Origin of the sequence: Pseudonocardia sp. Ae150A_Ps1 (assembly GCF_001932315.1) — a bacterium.
GTDB lineage: Bacteria > Actinomycetota > Actinomycetes > Mycobacteriales > Pseudonocardiaceae > Pseudonocardia.
In genome coordinates, this window is the sequence record NZ_MCIJ01000001.1 from 3,337,475 (window position 1) to 3,353,883 (window position 16,409).

15 protein-coding genes and 1 tRNA gene are annotated in these 16,409 nt (G+C 75.5%); 7 read left to right on the forward strand and 9 right to left on the reverse strand.

What is annotated here, in order from left to right; translation table 11 throughout:
- Window positions 1–43 precede the first annotated feature (43 nt).
- Window positions 44–1,099 carry a substrate-binding domain-containing protein gene (locus Ae150APs1_RS15495; protein WP_075298444.1) on the forward strand — a complete coding sequence of 352 codons (1,056 nt, stop codon included), beginning with the start codon at window positions 44–46 and terminating at the stop codon, window positions 1,097–1,099.
- A 61-nt stretch (window positions 1,100–1,160) separates the two neighbouring features.
- On the opposite strand, the gene Ae150APs1_RS15500 is transcribed toward Ae150APs1_RS15495, so the two are convergent.
- The 6 genes from Ae150APs1_RS15500 to Ae150APs1_RS15525 all read right to left on the reverse strand — a co-directional run bounded on the left by Ae150APs1_RS15500 (window position 1,161) and on the right by Ae150APs1_RS15525 (window position 8,175).
- A tRNA-Thr gene (locus tag Ae150APs1_RS15500) sits at window positions 1,161–1,237 on the reverse strand.
- A 68-nt stretch (window positions 1,238–1,305) separates the two neighbouring features.
- Window positions 1,306–1,821 (reverse strand): 2'-5' RNA ligase family protein, encoded by a 516-nt coding sequence (locus Ae150APs1_RS15505; RefSeq protein WP_075298446.1) that lies wholly within the window; start codon window positions 1,819–1,821, stop codon window positions 1,306–1,308.
- Window positions 1,814–2,965: a DNA polymerase III subunit delta' gene (locus tag Ae150APs1_RS15510; RefSeq protein WP_010225396.1), complete on the reverse strand. Its 1,152-nt coding sequence runs from the start codon at window positions 2,963–2,965 to the stop codon at window positions 1,814–1,816. The genes Ae150APs1_RS15505 and Ae150APs1_RS15510 overlap by 8 nt, the downstream gene beginning before the upstream one ends.
- Window positions 2,962–4,923, reverse strand: coding sequence for an MFS transporter (locus Ae150APs1_RS15515; RefSeq protein ID WP_075298449.1), 1,962 nt, complete (start codon window positions 4,921–4,923; stop codon window positions 2,962–2,964). Before Ae150APs1_RS15515 ends, Ae150APs1_RS15510 begins: the two co-directional genes overlap by 4 nt.
- 152 nt (window positions 4,924–5,075) lie before the next feature.
- Window positions 5,076–5,657 carry a hypothetical protein gene (locus tag Ae150APs1_RS15520; RefSeq protein WP_139316931.1) on the reverse strand — a complete coding sequence of 194 codons (582 nt, stop codon included), beginning with the start codon at window positions 5,655–5,657 and terminating at the stop codon, window positions 5,076–5,078.
- Window positions 5,658–5,760: 103 nt separating this feature from the next.
- A complete protein-coding gene (locus Ae150APs1_RS15525) occupies window positions 5,761–8,175 on the reverse strand; it encodes a penicillin-binding protein (RefSeq protein ID WP_060574527.1) in 2,415 nt (804 codons plus the stop codon).
- A 163-nt stretch (window positions 8,176–8,338) separates the two neighbouring features.
- Here Ae150APs1_RS15525 and Ae150APs1_RS15530 point away from each other — a divergent pair, with 163 nt between their 5' ends.
- Window positions 8,339–8,713 (forward strand): WhiB family transcriptional regulator, encoded by a 375-nt coding sequence (locus Ae150APs1_RS15530; RefSeq protein ID WP_083680152.1) that lies wholly within the window; start codon window positions 8,339–8,341, stop codon window positions 8,711–8,713.
- Window positions 8,714–8,737: 24 nt separating this feature from the next.
- Window positions 8,738–9,433 carry a class I SAM-dependent methyltransferase gene (locus Ae150APs1_RS15535; protein ID WP_010241695.1) on the forward strand — a complete coding sequence of 232 codons (696 nt, stop codon included), beginning with the start codon at window positions 8,738–8,740 and terminating at the stop codon, window positions 9,431–9,433.
- Between the two features lie 6 nt (window positions 9,434–9,439).
- Here Ae150APs1_RS15535 and Ae150APs1_RS15540 read toward each other — a convergent pair whose 3' ends face one another.
- Complete coding sequence (locus tag Ae150APs1_RS15540) at window positions 9,440–10,576, reverse strand: ArsA family ATPase (RefSeq protein ID WP_010241693.1); 1,137 nt, start codon at window positions 10,574–10,576, stop codon at window positions 9,440–9,442.
- On the reverse strand, window positions 10,573–11,625 hold the full coding sequence (locus tag Ae150APs1_RS15545) for an ArsA-related P-loop ATPase (RefSeq protein ID WP_075298452.1): 1,053 nt from the start codon (window positions 11,623–11,625) through the stop codon (window positions 10,573–10,575). The genes Ae150APs1_RS15540 and Ae150APs1_RS15545 overlap by 4 nt, the downstream gene beginning before the upstream one ends.
- Before the next feature lie 158 nt (window positions 11,626–11,783).
- On the opposite strand from Ae150APs1_RS15545, the gene Ae150APs1_RS31245 reads away from it, so the two are divergent.
- From Ae150APs1_RS31245 to Ae150APs1_RS15565, 4 genes are read left to right on the forward strand one after another with little or no spacing between them, the layout of a single operon-like run.
- Window positions 11,784–11,954, forward strand: a complete 171-nt coding sequence (locus tag Ae150APs1_RS31245) for a DUF4177 domain-containing protein (protein ID WP_010241690.1) — start codon at window positions 11,784–11,786, stop codon at window positions 11,952–11,954.
- Window positions 11,951–12,406: a RidA family protein gene (locus tag Ae150APs1_RS15555; protein WP_075298455.1), complete on the forward strand. Its 456-nt coding sequence runs from the start codon at window positions 11,951–11,953 to the stop codon at window positions 12,404–12,406. Before Ae150APs1_RS31245 ends, Ae150APs1_RS15555 begins: the two co-directional genes overlap by 4 nt.
- A gap of 4 nt (window positions 12,407–12,410) precedes the next feature.
- On the forward strand, window positions 12,411–12,977 hold the full coding sequence (locus tag Ae150APs1_RS15560) for a hypothetical protein (protein WP_075298458.1): 567 nt from the start codon (window positions 12,411–12,413) through the stop codon (window positions 12,975–12,977).
- 53 nt (window positions 12,978–13,030) lie between these two features.
- Window positions 13,031–15,511: a hypothetical protein gene (locus tag Ae150APs1_RS15565; protein WP_075298461.1), complete on the forward strand. Its 2,481-nt coding sequence runs from the start codon at window positions 13,031–13,033 to the stop codon at window positions 15,509–15,511.
- On the opposite strand, the gene Ae150APs1_RS15570 is transcribed toward Ae150APs1_RS15565, so the two are convergent.
- Window positions 15,512–16,408, reverse strand: a complete 897-nt coding sequence (locus Ae150APs1_RS15570) for a Gfo/Idh/MocA family oxidoreductase (RefSeq protein WP_075298464.1) — start codon at window positions 16,406–16,408, stop codon at window positions 15,512–15,514.
- Between the last annotated feature and the right edge of the window lies 1 nt (window position 16,409).

Here is a 16,409-nt window from a genome sequence, read left to right on the forward strand (position 1 = left end):
TGACCGTGCGCACGTCGAACCGACGCGCGGTCCGGGACGCACCGTGAACCGCGACAGCCTCCGGGTGGCCGTCGTGGTCCCGCTGCGGGGACCGTCGGCGATCTACGGACCGTCGTGCGTCCTGTGTGCCCGGCTGGCCGCCGAGGAGCTGAACGCCGGACGCGGCGTGCTCGGCCGGCAGGTGGAGCTCCGCATCGTCGACGGCGGCGGCCCGCCGCGGCAGGTGGCGGCCGAGATCGACCGCCTCGTCGTGGCAGGCGAGGTGGACGCGGTGGTCGGCTGGCACCTCTCGGTGGTCCGGCAGCACCTCACCCGGGCGACGGAGGGGCGCGTGCCCTACGTCTACACCGCCCTCTACGAGGGCGGCGAGACGACGCCCGGGGTGTTCGCCATCGGTGAGACACCCGCGATCCAGCTCCTGCCCGCCCTCGACTGGATGACCGGCGAGATCGACGTCCGCCGCTGGTTCGTCGTCGGCGACGACTACGTGTGGCCCCGCCGGTCGACCGCGCTCGTCCGGCGGTTCCTCGACGATCGCCGCGGCCTCGGCGTCGACGGTGAGCGGTTCGTCGCGCTGGGGACCTCGGACTACGGGGAGGTCCTGCGGGAGATCGAGAGCAGCGGCTGCGACGGGGTGCTGCTGTTCCTGGTCGGCGACGACGCCGTCCACTTCCACCGGCAGTTCGCCGCACGTGGCCTCGAGGACCAGTGCGCCCGTTTCTCCACGCTCATGGACGAGTCGATGCTCCGGGCGATCGGCTCGCCCGCCACCCGGGACGTCTTCGCCTCGGCCGGCTACTTCGAGGCCCTCCCCACCGCCGAGAGCCTCCGGTTCGGCGCGCGCTACGTCGGCCGCTTCGGCCCGGAGGCGCCGGCCCCGGGTGCACCCGGCGAGTCCTGCTACGAGGGCGTGCGGATGCTGGCCGCGCTGGTCGAGGAGACCGGCACCTGCGACGTCGGCGCACTCTGCGCGACCGCGGAGGCCTTCACCTACCACGGCCCGCGGGGAACCGTGGCGGTCGAGCGGTCGCGCGCCCGGCAACGCATCTACCTGGCGACGACCGACGGCACCGACTACGACGTCCTCGCCGCCCTCTGATCCCGGCGGGCGTGCACCCGGCATGCGAAAGCCCCCGGTAGCGGCGCTACCAGGGGCTTCGTGGAGCCGCCTGCGGGAATCGAACCCGCGACCTACGCATTACGAGTGCGTCGCTCTGGCCGTCTGAGCTAAGGCGGCGTGGTGCGGACCCAGTGTAGCGATCGCCCCGAGCCCCTCGTGTAGCACCCACCGGCGCCCGCGGACGGTCACCGGCCGAACGCGAACCGCGGTCCCGGCTCCCAGGGGCCCCCGTCGTAGCGCCACAGCGCGAGCCCGGTGACCGTCGCCTCCCACGGGACGAACCCGGCGGCGAGGTCGTCGTGCAGCGCGCGGGCGACGGCCGGGTCGACCTTGTTCTGGACGGTCACGTGGAGGTCGGACTTCCCGGCGTCCTGCCGGGGCAGCCGCTCCGCCCAGCGCGACGCCAGGTCGCGCCGCAGGGCGAGCAGCTCCGGACTGTCCACCGTGTACGCGACCCCGCGGCCGAGCAGGCGCAGACCGGACACCCGGGCGGTGACGGGCTCCCCCTGCGCGGCGGCGGCGACGTCGTCGGTCACGGCGGCAGCCGTGTCGGCGGGCAGCGCGTGGAACAGCGTCAGGTGCGCGGCGAGGTGGTTGCGCTCCGGCGGGAAGTGCCGGGCCCGCAGGTCGTCGAGGTGACGCCGGCTGGGCTCGTCGAGCAGGGCGGTCAGGACGAGCGGCCGGTCGTCGCGGTCAGCCACGGTGCAGGGCCGTCATCATCGCCTCGACCGCGATCCGCGGTTTCACGTTCTGCTCGAGCGCGTCCCGGCAGGCCAGCACCGCCTCCAGCCTGCGCAGCGACGACTCCGGCCCCCACTCGGCGGCCGCGACACGGATCTCGCGGTCGCGGTCGGGGTTCGCCAGCGGGACCTGCGCGCCGGACGCGGCCACGATCGCGTCCCGGTAGAACCCGGCGAGGTCCACCAGCGCCCGGTCGAGGGCGTCGCGCTGCGTCCGGGTGGCCCGGCTCTTCTGCCGCTTCTCCAGGTCGCGCTCCGCGGCCTTCGCCGACCGGGCGGCCGACGCGGCGCCCTTCCCGGTGCCGCCGGCGCCCATCGCGACGGCGAGCTCCTCCCGCTCGGCCTCGTCGCGCGAGGCACGCAGCTCCTCGGCCTCGCCCTCGGCCGACCGGATCAGCACGTCGGCGTGGAAGAACGCGTCGCCCAGCCGCCGCAGCCGGGTCGGCACGGCGAGGATCTCCTCCCGCCGGGACCTGGCCTGGGGGTCGCGGGCGAGGCGGCGGGCGCGGCCGACGTGCCCGCCGCACACCGACGCCGCCCACTGCGCCTGCTCGGGCTCGATCCCGTCGCGGTCCCGCAGGACGCCCGCGACCGCCTCGGCGGACGGGCTGCGCAGCTGCACCGGGCGGCAGCGGGAGCGGATCGTGACCGGCACGTCCTCGGGGTGGTCGGACGGCGCGCAGAGCAGCCACACCGTCTCGGGAGCCGGTTCCTCGACCGCCTTGAGCAGCGCGTTCGACGCGCCCTCGGTGAGCCGGTCGGCGTCGGCGATGATCACGATCTGCCAGGTGCCGGTGGCCGGGCGGCGGGCCGCGAGCTGGACCAGGGCCCGCATCTCGTCGACCTTGATCGACAAGCCCTCGGGGTTGATCTCCCGTACGTCGGAGTGGGTCCCGGCCAGCGTCGTCCGGCAGGCCGCGCACTCGCCGCAGCCGTCGTAGGGACATTGCAGGGCGGCCGCGAACGCCCGCGCCGCGTTCGACCGGCCGGACCCGGGCGGGCCGGTGAACAGCCAGGCGTGCGTCATCGCCGACGGGTCGGCGGCCGCCGCACCCAGCTCGGCGACGGCGGCGGGCTGGCCCACGACGTCGGCCCAGACGCTCACGGCGCCCCCTCCGTGATCCCCGCCTCCGGCAGCAACGGCAGCACCCCGTCGAGGACGCGGGCGGCCACGTCGTCCTCGGTGCCCGCGGCGTCGACGACGACCGAGCGCTGGGGTCCGTGGGCGGTCACCGTCCTCGCGAGCAGGCGCTGCACGCGGGCGTGCTCGGCACCCGCCACACCGGGCTCCGGCCCGGTCTCGGGCGCGCGGTCCAGCAGCACCGAGACGTCCGGGCGCAGCCCACCGGTGGCCCAGCGCGCCAGGTCCTCGAGCTCGCCGTCGTCCGGGCCGGCGCCGATCTGCTCGGCCGCGACGCCGAACCGGGCCAGCGGGCTGGCCATGAACCGGTCCACGACGACGACGGCGCCCCCGTCGAGCGCCGGTCGGACGACGCGCTCCACCAGGTCCGCCCGGACGGCCGCGGCCGCGAGCGCCCGGGCACGCAGTCCCTCGAGATCGGCCTCGCGGGTCGCGGCGGCCCAGCGCGTCGCGTCCTGCTCGCCGGGGCCGGGATCGACGACCCGGTGCCCGCGCTCGCGCAACGCGTCGGCGAGCCGGCGGGCCTGGGTGACCGTCTCCTCGGGCGTCGCACCCTCGACGGCGACGAGCAGCCCCGTCCCGGTCCGCCGGTCGCCGGACCGCAGGGCCGCGACCAGGTCCCGGACCAGCGGCTCGAACCCGCGGTCGTCCATCTGCCGGTAGGCGACGGTGCCGACGACCGCGGCGACGATCCCGCCGCCCGCCAGCACGAACCGCGTGCCGTCGACGACGAACGCGGCGCCACCGATCTCGACCGTCCGGGTCGCGACGACCCCGACCACGATCGGTACGAGCGACATCGACCCGAGCAGCACCAGCCGCACCAGGGACTGGACGAAGGCGTTGATCCGGCCGCGGACCGCGTCGGCGACCTGGGTGCCGATGATCGTGAGGCCGGTGAGGAAGGCGATCCCGGCGAACCCCCCGACGAACATCACCGCGGCGATCGCCATGAACAGGTGCACCGCGACGGCCACGACGACCAGCGACGCCCCGGCCGCGACGATCGCGGTGCCGAACAGCCGGTTGTGCGGCAGGCGACGGGCCAGCCGCGGCCCGATCCCCATGCCGATCGCGAGCCCGCCGAAGACGGCGACGAACAGCACCGAGTACGCGGCGTCGCCACCGCCGAGGCTGGCCGCGTAGAGCTTCGCGGTCGCGATCACGGCGCCGCCCGCGGTGAAGGCGCCGACGATGCCGATCACCAGCCCGCGGACCAGCGGGGTGTCGACGACGAACCGGAACCCGTCGCGCAGCAGGAACAGCATCGACGGCGGCGCAGCGCGGCGGTCCGCGGCGGACGGCCGCCCGGAGATCTCCCGGACCCGGAAGAACACGACCAGCGCCGAGATCAGGAACGCGAACGAGTTGACGAACAGCGCGACGTGGACGGCCGCCACCGGATCCGCGTCGATCAGCGGGGCGACCTTGCTGACCAGCGCGAACAGCCCGGCACCGCCGACGACCGCGACCCCGTAGGTCACGATCAGCCCCAGCTGCGCCGCCGCCTCCATCTGGTCGGGGCGGCGCAGGAGGTTCGGGACCGCGGCGTCCTTCGCGGGGATCCAGAACATCGTGCACAGCTCGATGAGCAGGGTGACCAGCAGCAGCCACCACAGCGACCCGACGAACGGGATCGACGCCAGCAGCGCGAACTTCAGCAGGTCGCAGGTGACCATCACCTTGCGCCGGTCGAAGCGGTCGGCGAGCACGCCGGCGAGCGGCCCGAACAGCAGCGACGGGACCAGCTTCGTCGCGACGACGCCGCCGAGCGCGAAGCTCTGCGCCGTGTACCCGGCCTGCGCGGTGAGGTGGGTCGCGAGCGAGGTGAGCGCGAGCAGCGACATCCACTCGCCGGTCGAGGTCAGGATCGTGACCGACCAGAGACGGCGGAACGCGGGGATCGCCAGCACCGACGACACGCGGTGTGCGGTGGGGGCCGGCTGCGGCGACTCGGGGGACGCGATCGCGGCTCACCTCCTGACGTGCCCGGCCGGACGGCGTGCACCGGACGGCCCGTCCGGGTCCCAGGGTAGTCGGGCGGTCCGACATCCCTCGGACGGGAGCGACGGCCTCAGACGATCGTCGACAGCGTCTGGACGAGGATCACCAGGAAGACGGCCACGAAGAACAGCGTGAACACCCGCGCGCCGGTGCGGCCACGGGTGAGCCGGGAGAAGCCGATCAGGCCGGGGTCCAGGTCCACCGGGGGACGCGCGGAGACCGCGGGCGGCCGGTACACCGGGCCGTCGATCCTGCTCGTGGACGGGCGCGGGCGCCGCGGGGCGGGGAGTCCCGGGACCGGGCCGGCCGGGGCGCGGCGGGGTGCGGGCGGGGACGGGGTCCGGGACGGCGGGGGATCGGGCGGGCCCGCCGGGCGACGCGGGCCGGGGACGGGATCCCGGGCGGTCGCCCCGGACCCCGCGGTGCCCGTCCCGGTCTCCTCCGGTTCCGCGGTCTCCGCCGGCTCTCCGGCGGTTCCGGGCTCTGCCGCATCCGCTCCCCCCTCGGGGGCCACGGCCTCCGGCACCGCCGTCCCGGCGCGCTCCCGGGCGAGCCGGGACGCCTCCCGTTCCGCGACGAGCCGCGCCACGCCCCAGCGCCCGTCGTCGGCGGGGCCGGGCGCGGTACGCCTGCTCCTCCACCGCACGGCCATGCCCGCATGCTAGGCCCGGACCAGCGCATTCGTCTCGGTACGACACCGGACACGGCCCGGCACACCCCGGCCGGGTGACGGACCGGACCGCCCGGATCCGCGGTCAGCCGCCGTCGGGCGGCGGGCCACCCTCACCGCCACCGTCGCCGCCGTTCGGGTCGCCGTTCGGCGGCTGCCCCTCGTTCGGGGGCGGCGGCCCGCTCGGCCGGCCCGGCGGCGGAGGCGGCGCCGGCACGCTGCCGCTGCTGACCTGCAGCGTCACCTGTTCACCCGGCAGCGCCGCGCCCCGCGGCTCCTGCCCGACGACGGTCCCCTCCGGCGCCCGGTTGTCCACGGTGCGGCTCGTGACCTGCCAGCCCTGGCCCTCCAGCTCGCCCCGGGCCCCGTCGATCGACCGCCCGACGACGTCCGGGATCCGCGACTCGGCCCCGCCGTCGAGGTAGCGCGGGTCGGTCGGGGGCAACGGCGTCGGCGGTGTCCCCGCCAGGAGCGGCGTCACGGCGCCGTACCAGGTCCGGGCGGGCGTCTTGCCACCGAAGATGTTGCCGTTGCCGCAGGCGAACGGGGCGCCGCCGCCGTCGCACAGCGGTCGCGGCGAGTTCGAGTTGTCGAAGGTGATGACCGCGCCGGCCATCTCCGGCACCGCGCCCATGAACGCCGCCGACTTGTGCTGCTGGGTCGTCCCGGTCTTGCCCGCCATCGGCCGGTTCCAGCCCGCCGCGCGGGCGGCCGCGGCCGAGGTGCCGCTGATGTCGTCCTTGCTCATCCCCGTCACCAAAGTGTTGGCCAGGGCGGGATCGACGGCCTGCTGGCACGGCTCCTCGGTGATCGGCACGTTCTCGCCGTTCGCGTCGGTGATCGTGTCGATCGGCGTCGGCGGGCACCACTTGCCCTGCGAGAACAGGGTGGCGCCGACGTTTGCCAGCTCCAGCACCGACGTCGGCGTCACGCCGAGCGTGAACGACGCCAGCTTCTGTTCCTTGATCACCTCGGCGATCGAGCGGTCGGTGCGCTCACCGCTGCCCGGGTCGACGAACGGCGTCGTCGCCAGCGACTTCATCCCGAGCCGGACCGCCATGTCCACGACGTCCGGGACGCCGGTGAACTCCTCCAGCTTGATGAACGCGGTGTTCGGCGACTGCGCCAGCGCGTCGGTCATGCTCATCCGCGGGGGCAGTCCCTCGCTGGCGTTGCCGACCGGGATCGGGCGCCCGCTGCCGTCGACGTAGATCGGCGACGCGTAGCCCGACGGCGGCACCTGCATCGAGTAGTTGATGCCGAGGCCCTTCTCCAGGGCCGTGGCCGCCGTGAACATCTTGTACGTCGATCCGGCACCCAGGTTGACCGGCTGGTACGGCAGGCCGTAGCTGGTCTCCTCGGCGTCGGCGTCCAGCCCGAACGTCCGGCTCGATCCCATCGCCAGCACGCGGTGCTGGTCCTGGCCGGGCTGCACCAGCGACATCACGTTGGCGACGTTCGGGGTGTCCGGGGCGACCTCCTTGTCCAGCGAGCGCTTGACCTCCGTCATGGCGCGCCGGTCCAGGGTGGTCTTGATCGTGTAGCCGCCCCGGGTGATCTGCTCCTCGGAGAAGCCGGCCTCGGTGAGGTACTGGACGACGTACTTGCAGAAGAAGCCCATGTCACCGGCACCGTTGCAGCCGTTCGGCACCCGGACCAGCGGGTTCGCGACGCCGAGCGGCGAGGCCGTTGCCTGCTTCGCCTGGGCGTCGTCGATCATCCCCTGCTGGCGCATCTGCTCGATGACCAGGTTGCGCCGCTGGAGCGCGGTGTCCGGGTTCCGGACCGGGTCGAACCGGGTGGTCGACTGGACCATCCCGGCGAGCATCGCCGCCTGCGGAACCGTCAGCTTGTCCGGTGTGGTGTTGAAGTACGTCCGCGCGCCGGCCGCGACCCCGTAGGAGCCGTTCCCGTAGAAGACGATGTTGAGGTAGCGGTTGAGGATGTCGTCCTTGGACAGCTGGCGCTCCAGCTGCAGCGCGACCCGGGCCTCCTTCAGCTTCCGGGCCGCCGTCTGCTCGGTCGCCTTCAGCCGCTCCGCCTCGGTCCGGGCGTCCACGTAGAGCATGTAGTTCTTCACGTACTGCTGGGTCAGCGTCGAGGCACCCTGCACGACGTCGCCCGAGGTCGAGTTCGCCACGACCGCGCGCAACGTGCCCTGCCAGTCCACGCCCTGGTGGTCGTAGAACCGGCGGTCCTCGATCGCCAGCGTCGCCGCCTTCATGGCCGGCGAGATCTGCTCGTTCCCGACCTCGGTGCGGTTCTGGTCGAAGAGGTACGCGAGCGGGCGGCCCTCGGAGTCGGTGACGGTCGTCGTCAGCGGGGCCGGGTTGTTCACCAGGTCCACCGAACTGGACGTCACGCTGTCCCCGGCCGCGTTGGACAGCACGCCGATGCCGCCGGCCAGCGGGAACGCCATTCCCGCAGTGACCACACCGAGCAGGACGCACAGGCCCGCGAGGACGCCGAGCGGGCGGAGCAGGCGGCGGGGGAACCTCACGAGGACCAACCCTACGGCGCCGGAGGTCAGGAATCCGTCAGGTCGGCGTCCCCCGGGTTGCGTAGTTTTGCGCGCTGCCCCGTGCACCCTCCGTTTCCGAGAATCGACGGGAGTCCACCGCGGGCCCCGCAGGCGCCCGCCCGTACCCGCCGAGGTGCCGACGATGACCGAGCAGAACGTCACCCCGATCGACGCCCGCCGCGCCGGCAGGCCCCGGCTGCGCCCCGCGGGACGGCGCCCGGCCGGTCCGGTCTGGAACTGGCGGGTCGCCGCGCGCTGCCGGACCGGGGACGCCGAGGACCTCTTCGTCACCGGCGCCCGCCAGCGCGAGGCCCGCGGGTTCTGTCACTCCTGCCCGGTCCGCACCGAGTGCCTGGCCCACGCCCTCGACCAGCAGGTCAAGTTCGGGGTGTGGGGCGGGATGACCGAGCGGGAGCGGCGGGCGGTGCTGCGCAGGCGTCCGGACGTCGCCGACTGGGCGGGGCTGCTCGGCCGGGCGCGCAGCGACCACTACTCCGGACGCACACGCGGGGCATGATCGGCTGCTCGCTACGGTCGTCCCGTGCAGACCACCGAACGGCTCGGGTTCCTGTCCGATCTGTACCGGGCCCACGCCGGCGACCTGTCGGCCGTGATCACCCGGCAACGGGCGTTCCTCGCGGAATCGCCGTCGGTGACGCCGCAGCTCGACGACGTCGAGGCCGAGCTGACCTACCTGCTGCTGCGGCACCACCGGCCGTCGCACGTGGTGGAGATCGGCACGTTCTTCGGCTGGTCGACCACCTGGATCCTGTCCGCGCTGCAGGACAACGACCACGGGCACCTGCACTCGTTCGACCTCGTCGACCACGTGCGCCGCACCGTGCCGCCCGCGCTGGCCGGCGACCGCTGGACGTTCCACCAGGGAGACCTGCGGGACACCGTCGGCGAGCTGCCGGACGACACCGGCTACCTGTTCGTCGACGCCGACCACGGGCGCCGGTTCGGCCGCTGGTACCTGGAGAACCTGTTCCCGCGGATCGCGCCGGGCACCCCGGCGAGCGTGCACGACGTCTTCCACCTGCGGTGGGCCCGTCCCTTCACCGAGGGTGCCGAGGTCCTGCACTGGCTGCGCGAGCGCGACACCGGCTGGTTCACCGCCGCGCGGGCCGCGGCGCGGGAGAACCTGCGGGAGCTCGACGCGGTGCGCGCGGAGGTGGGGATCACCGGGGCCCGGGGGACGACCCGGAACCCGATGATCTTCTTCGAGATGCCCTGACCCGGGTCAGCTCCCGGTCGCGGCGGTCCCCGCCGGGGCCTCCCCGGCCAGCAGGCCACCGACCCGCCGCAACCCGTCCAGGTCGGCGATGTCCCCGGCCAGCGACGGCACCCGCACGACCGGCACCGACGGGTGCGCGGCCGAGAACCGGGTGAGCAGGTGCTCCTCCCGCTCGTGCAGGTCCGCCCGGTCGGCGTGCAGCCGCAGCACGGCCGCCGCGATCTGCGAGCCGGGCCCGCCGACCTGCTCGGCGGCGGCCCGGGAGCGCGCCGCCGACACCGGCGCGAGCACCGGGTGGGTCCGGTTCAGCACCAGACCGGCGAGCGGCATGCCCTCCGACGACAGCCGGTCGGTGAAGTAGGCGGCCTCCCGCAGCGCGTCCGGCTCCGGCGCGGCGACGACGAGGAACGCCGTCCCCGGCGAGCGCAGCAGCGCGTAGGTCTTGTCGGCCCGCTCGGCGAACCCGCCGAACAGGGTGTCGAAGGCCTGCACGAACGCCGACGCGTCCTGCAGCATCTGCCCGCCGATGATCGTCCCGACGGCCTTGGCGAACAGCCCGAACCCGGCCTCGACGATCCGGCGCAGGCCCCGCCCGCCGGCCTTCGCCGGTGCCGCGAGCAGCTTGATCATCCGGCCGTCCAGGAACCGGGACATGCGCTGCGGCGCATCGAGGAAATCGAGCGCCGAGCGCGACGGCGGCGTGTCGACGACGACCAGGTCCCAGGTCCCGGCGGCGACGAGCTGGCCCAGCTTCTCCATCGCCATGTACTCCTGCGTGCCGGAGAACGACGAGGAGACGACCTGGTAGAAGGGGTTCTCGATGATCTTCTGCGCCTTCTCGGGTGGCGCGTGCCCCTGCACCATCTCGTCGAAGGTGCGGCGCATGTCCAGCATCATCGCCGCGAGCTCGCCGGTCGCCACTGGGACGGGCGCGGGGTCGTTGGAGAGCTCGTCGAGCCCGAGCGCCTGCGCCAGCCGGCGGGCGGGGTCGATGGTGAGGACCACGACCTGACGGCCCCGCTCGGCCGCGCGGAGCGCCAGTGCCGCCGACGTCGTCGTCTTGCCCACGCCGCCCGACCCGCAGCACACGACGACACGGGTGTCCGGGTCGTCGATCAGCGCGTCGATCTCCAGCTCGCTCATCGCCGGGCCTCCAGGTGCACGCCCGGTGCGGTCATCGACTCCGCCAGCTCGTAGAGCGACCCCAGGTCGACGCCGCCGAGCAGGGCGGGCAGCGTCAGCCGGGGCAGCGGCGGGTCGGGTTCGGTGTCCAGCCGGCGCAGTGCCGCGGTCTCCCCCGCGACGGCGACGGCGTGCTCGACGGTCTCGGCGACCAGCCCGTCGATCTCGTCGGGCGCCAGCTCGATCCCGGCGCTCTGCAGGCCGTTGCGGATCCGGCCGGCGTCGACCCGGCCCCCGGCGGCGGCGGTGACCGACCGGTCCGGCAGCCACTGCTCCCGCATCCGGTTCACCACGACGGAGCCGAGCGGGATACCGGCCCGGTCCAGCTCGGCGACGGTGTCGAGGGTCTCGGTGACGGGCAGGTCGGACAGCAGCGTGACCAGGTGCACCGCGGTGAGCGGGGAGTGGATCAGCTGGTCGACGCCCTTGGCCTGACCATGGATCGGGCCGACCTTGGCGAGGTCGGCCATCGCCTTGGTGACGTCGAGGAACGTCACCAGGCGACCGGTCGGCGGCGCGTCGAGGACGACGGCGTCGTAGGCGGGCCGCCCGTCGGCCTCGGTGCGGGTGACGCACTCCTTCGCCTTGCCGGTGAGCAGGACGTCGCGCAGGCCGGGGGCCAGCGTCGTCGCGAACTCGATGGCGCCCATCCGGCGCAGCGTCCGGCCTGCCATCCCGAGCCGGTAGAACATCTCGAAGTACTCGAGCAGCGCGGCCTCGGTGTCGACGGCCAGCGCACGCACCTCGCCACCGCCCGCGGCGACCGCGATGCGGCGTTCCTCGTACGGGAGCGGGGCGGTGTCGAAGACCTGGGCGATGCCCTGCCGGCCCTCGACCTCGACCAGCAGCACCCGCTTCCCGCCGGTGGCCAGTGCGAGCGCCAGGGCAGCCGCCACCGTGGTCTTGCCGGTGCCGCCCTTGCCGGAGACGACGTGCAGCCGCGCGTGCGCCAGCTCGTCGGGCCAGGGCGCGGGGCGGGCCGTGGATTCGGGGTGGACGGTCGACGTCACGCGATCAAGCGTACGGAGTGGGCGCGCGAGCGGCCCGGTGGCGAGGCGGGCCCCACACGCGTGCCCCGTCGGGCCGCCACACGGACGTCCGTCGCAGCGGGACGGCCATCCGCCGTCCGGGGCGGCCCGGCGCGGTCCGGACGGGTTAGAGTCCGCGCATGAGCTCCCCGGTCGTGAAGTGGGAATACCTGACCGCCCCCCTGCTGATCCACAACACCAAGGCGATCCTGGACAACTTCGGCCAGGACGGTTGGGAGCTGGTCACGGTGACGGCGGGCGCCAACGCCGAGCAGCTCGTCGCGTTCTTCAAGCGGCCGGTGCAGCAGTGAGTGCACTCGCCCGCCTGAAGGACCTGGGGCACGCCCTGCCCCCGGTCGCGGCGCCGGCCGGTGCCTACATCCCGGCACGGCGCAGCGGGAACCTCGTGTTCACCGCGGGCCAGGTGCCGTTCGTGGACGGCGTGGTCGCGGCGACCGGCAAGGTCGGCGCCGAGGTGTCGGCCGAGCAGGCCTACGACCTGGCCCGGATCTGCACGCTGAACGCGCTCGCCGCCATCGACGCCCTGGTCGGGCTGGACTCCGTCACCGGCGTCGTCAAGGTGGTCGGGTTCATCGCATCGGACCCGTCCTTCACCGGGCAGCCCGGTGTCGTCAACGGCGCCTCCGACCTGCTCGGCGAGGTGTTCGGCGAGTCCGGCGCGCACGCCCGGTCCGCGGTCGGCGTGGCGGTCCTGCCGCTGGACGTGCCGGTCGAGGTGGAACTGGTCGTCGAGGTCGGCTGAGGCCATGACCACCGTCGCCGCCGCGCCGGCCGCGCACGAGCTGCTCCTGCGGCTCGCCGGCCGGGTGCCCGACGAGCTGCTGTGGCGGCTGCGTGACTGGGTCGCCGCCGGCGACGACGAGGCGATCGGCGCCGTCCTCCCGCGGACCCTGCTGCGGCACCGGATCGGCCTGACCGACGACGAGCGCGAGCTGCTGTCCGCGGTCGTCCCGTCCGGCTCGGCGTCGCACCGGCTGGTCGGTGCGGTGCTGGCCGGGGCGGAGCCGGTGCCGCCGTCGTTCGGTCCGGGTGAGCCGGACCTGGCCGCCTGGTCGGCCCTGTCGGTGCTCCGCGACGACGCCCGCGAGCTGCTGCTCGCGGTCCGCGGCGACGGCGCCCGGGTCGTCCTGGTCCGTGGTGCGGAACGGCCGCACCTGCTGACCGCCGGTCTGCAGCGGCTGCTGCGGGTGCACGGCGAGCGCGTCCCGAAGGTCGAGGTGTGGGCCGGCGACCGGTCCCCGAGCCCGTACCACGAGGCGGCGTGTGCGGCCGCCGCGTCGCTGTGGAACCGGCCGCCGGTGCCCACCGGCTGAGCCGACCGCCCGCGGTCCGTCCGCGCTCACGGCCCGCCCGCGAAGGAGGCCCCATGTCCGACCCCACGTACCGGCTGCTGCTCGAGCTGGCCGGCCGGGTGGACGACGACCTGCTGGCCACCGGGCGGGAGCTCGTCACCGTCGACGAGGAGGGCCACGCGCTGGAACTGCTGGTGGCCGAGCTGGTCGCCGGGCGGGTGGTGCTGCCGTCCGCGGTGCGCCGTGAGCTGGTCGCCGAGGCCGGCACCCGACGCATCCAGCCGGACGCCGACCGGTTCCTGCCCCGCGGCGGACCGGGAGCGGACACCCCGCACCGGTTCACCGGCGACGGCCCCACCGACGAGATCGCCCGGGCCCTCGCGGGGGTCACCGCCCCCGACGACGGCTGGATGCTGGCGTGGCGGGTCACCCCGGCCGGGTCGGCGCCCGGGCCGCTCCCGCACCCGGTGCTGCTGGGCCGCACCCACGGCGACGGGTCCGCCGAGGTGCTGACCTACCGGGCACAGTCGGCGCTGGCCGGGGCCGGGATCGCCGCCTCGGTCGAGGTGCGCGGCGACGGCGACCCGGACACGCCCTACCACCGGGCCGCCCGTGGGACGGCCGTGCCGGTGCACGCCGGGCCGGGTCCGGTCCCGGACGGGCCCGCTCCGGTGGTGGCCGGTGGATCCGGCGCCGCCACCGTGGCGACGGCCGAGCCGGTGGCCGAGGCGGTGGCCGAGCCGGTGGCCGGGTCGGAGGCCGAGTCGGAGGCCGGCCCGGCGATCGCGTCCGCGTCCGAGGACGTGGCCGATCGTCCCGGACCGGTCGCTCCGCCCACTCCGTCCCTTCCGCCGGTTCCGTCCATGACGGACGGGCTCGTCCGTCGACGACCCGGCCGGTCCGTCGAGGACGCCGAGGACGGTCCCTTCGCCACGCCCGCCGCCGTCCCGGCCGACGACAGGTCGGACGACGACGTGGCCGACGATCCCGCCGACGACCTGGCCGACGACCTGGCCGGCAGGCATGCCGCCGAGTTCACCGACGATCTCGCCGATGCCGATCACGACGCGAGCTCCGGGTACGGCGGTCCCGGTCCCCGCCGGAGCACGGGTGGGTTCCCCCGCGGCCGGGCCGACACCCCGGCCCTTCCGGTCGACGACGCCGCCCCGGGCGGACGCACCGGCCCGGCCGGCCGGATCGACACCACCGGCGACCTCCCGTCCGGCACCGGGACCCCACCCGGCGCGGGCACCTTCGACACCGGCCCCACCCCTCCGCCCCCGGAGGAGCACCGCCCGGTCACGTCCCCGCTGCCCGAGCCCGCGGCGGCCGACGAGCCGCTGCACCCGGCACCGCGGCCGTCGCCGCCGATCCGCGCGCTGCGGGAGGCGACGTCCGGCGACTGGTTCGACGCCGACGACCACCAGGAGCCCGCCGCCCCGTCCGGTGCGGACCACGGCACGGAGCCCGGGAACACCACCGCGGACCCACCCGCACACCGCACGGCACCGGACGACGTCCCCGACGACGGGACGCCCACGCCGGTCTCCGGGTCCCCTGCCACCGGTCCCGTGACCGCGACCACCACGGACGACCGGGACGACGTACCCCCGCAGCCGGAGTCGTCGGGACACCGGGACGGATCCCGGGTGAACGGTGCGCCCGTGGCGCTCCCGGCACGCCCGGCCGGCCCCGGACCGGACGGCACCGGCGACCGGTCCGACGCCGGCCCGTCCGGCGGGACGGTCGCGCCGGACGGCGCCACCCCGGACGTCCCGGCGGATGCCGGCCGGACCGCCCGGCCGGCGCCGGCACCCGCACCGGCACCCGTGCCGCCGGTCCCCCCGGCACCCCTTCCGCAGTCGCCCGCAGCGCCGCCGCCACCGGCTCAGCCGGAGCCGGCCCTCCGGACGGGAGTCCCGCAGGCCCCGGCGCCGCATCCGCCGGCTCCGCAGGAGCCGGTCGCGCAGGAGCCGGTCGCGCAGGAGCCGGTCGCCGCCCCGGCCCCACCGATCGGCCGGGCGGCCCCGGGCCCGGCACCGTCGAACGGCGCCGTCGCGCCGCTGCGGCCCCGGTCGAACGGCAGGCCGGCGAACGTCCCCGCGGCCGACGAGGACGCCTGGATGCGGGACTGGGCCTCCGGCGCCTGGGTCGGGGAGACGGCTCCCGCCGACGCGGGTTCCGACCCGCGGCCGGCCCCGGCCGCGGAGGGCGCCGAGATCGACGCCCCGACCCCGCCGCCCGGGACGCCGATCGTGCAGGCGCCCGCCGTGCCGCCGTCGACCGGCGGTACGGACGGATCGCACCGCCCCCGGCACCTGCTCCTGACCGAGGACACCGACGGCCCCACCGGCGGGGCGCCCGCCGACGACGATCCGCGACCGAGCCCGCAGCCGCGTCCCGCGCCGGAGCCCGCCGCGGCCGGTGCGCTCGCGGAGCGGCTCAGCCCGACCGAGCAGGACCTGCTGCAACGCCTCCACGAGGAGCTCGCCGCACGGGAGAGCGGTGGCGAGCCGACCCCGCGGAACGGGACCGCCCGGACCGACCGGAACTGATCAGCCGGCGGCCCGCACGATCTCGTCGACGATCCGCTGCAGGTGCAGGGCGCGGGCGGCGTCGACGGGCAGCCGCGGGTCCCCGGCCTCGACCGCGTCGGCGAGGTCGTCGAGCAGGCTCGCGTAGCAGGCGACGGCGTCGGCCGGGCGGGAGTCGAGCGCTGTCCGGCCCCGGCCGTCCGGGCCGAGACCTCCGGTGATCGCGATCTCGAAGTCGGTCGGCTCGACCGGCGTGCGCAGCGACAGGACGAGCGAGCTGCGGGCACCACCGGAGTGCAGCAGCCCGATCCGCCACAGGTCCGGCTCGTCCCGCCGGGCCTGCTCGACGCCGGTGACCGGGCCGAGTGCCGCATCGAGCAGGTCGATCACGTGCGGCCCGACGTCGAGCAGCGCGCCGTGCTCGGCCCGCCACTGCGACGACGCGAACGGCCCGCCCAGCAGCGCCCCGGACAGCCAGCGCGCCGTCCCGACCGTCCCCGGACCGTGCGGGCCCTCGGGGACCGCATCGAGCCAGGCGCGGATCGCCGGGTCGAACCGCAGCGTCAGCACGGTCGCGGAACAGACACCGGCGTCGGCGATCGCGGTGGCGGCCCGCTCGGCGGCCGCCAGGTCCGCGGCGAGGGGCTTCTCCAGCACGAGATGCCGTCCCGCGGCCGCGGCGACGGGCACCAGCTCGCCCTGGGCCTGCGGCGGGACGGCGAACGCGACGGCGTCGCACGCGTCGACCAGGTCGTCGAACGTCGCGTGCACCGGCCCGCCGGTGATCGCCGCGACCTCGGCCGCGGCCTCCGGGCGCCGGGCCCACACCCCGGCGGGTGTCCACCGCCGGTACCCGGCGATCGCGGGTGCGTGCACGGTGCGGGCCCACGGCCCGGCCCCGACGAGTCCGATGCGCATG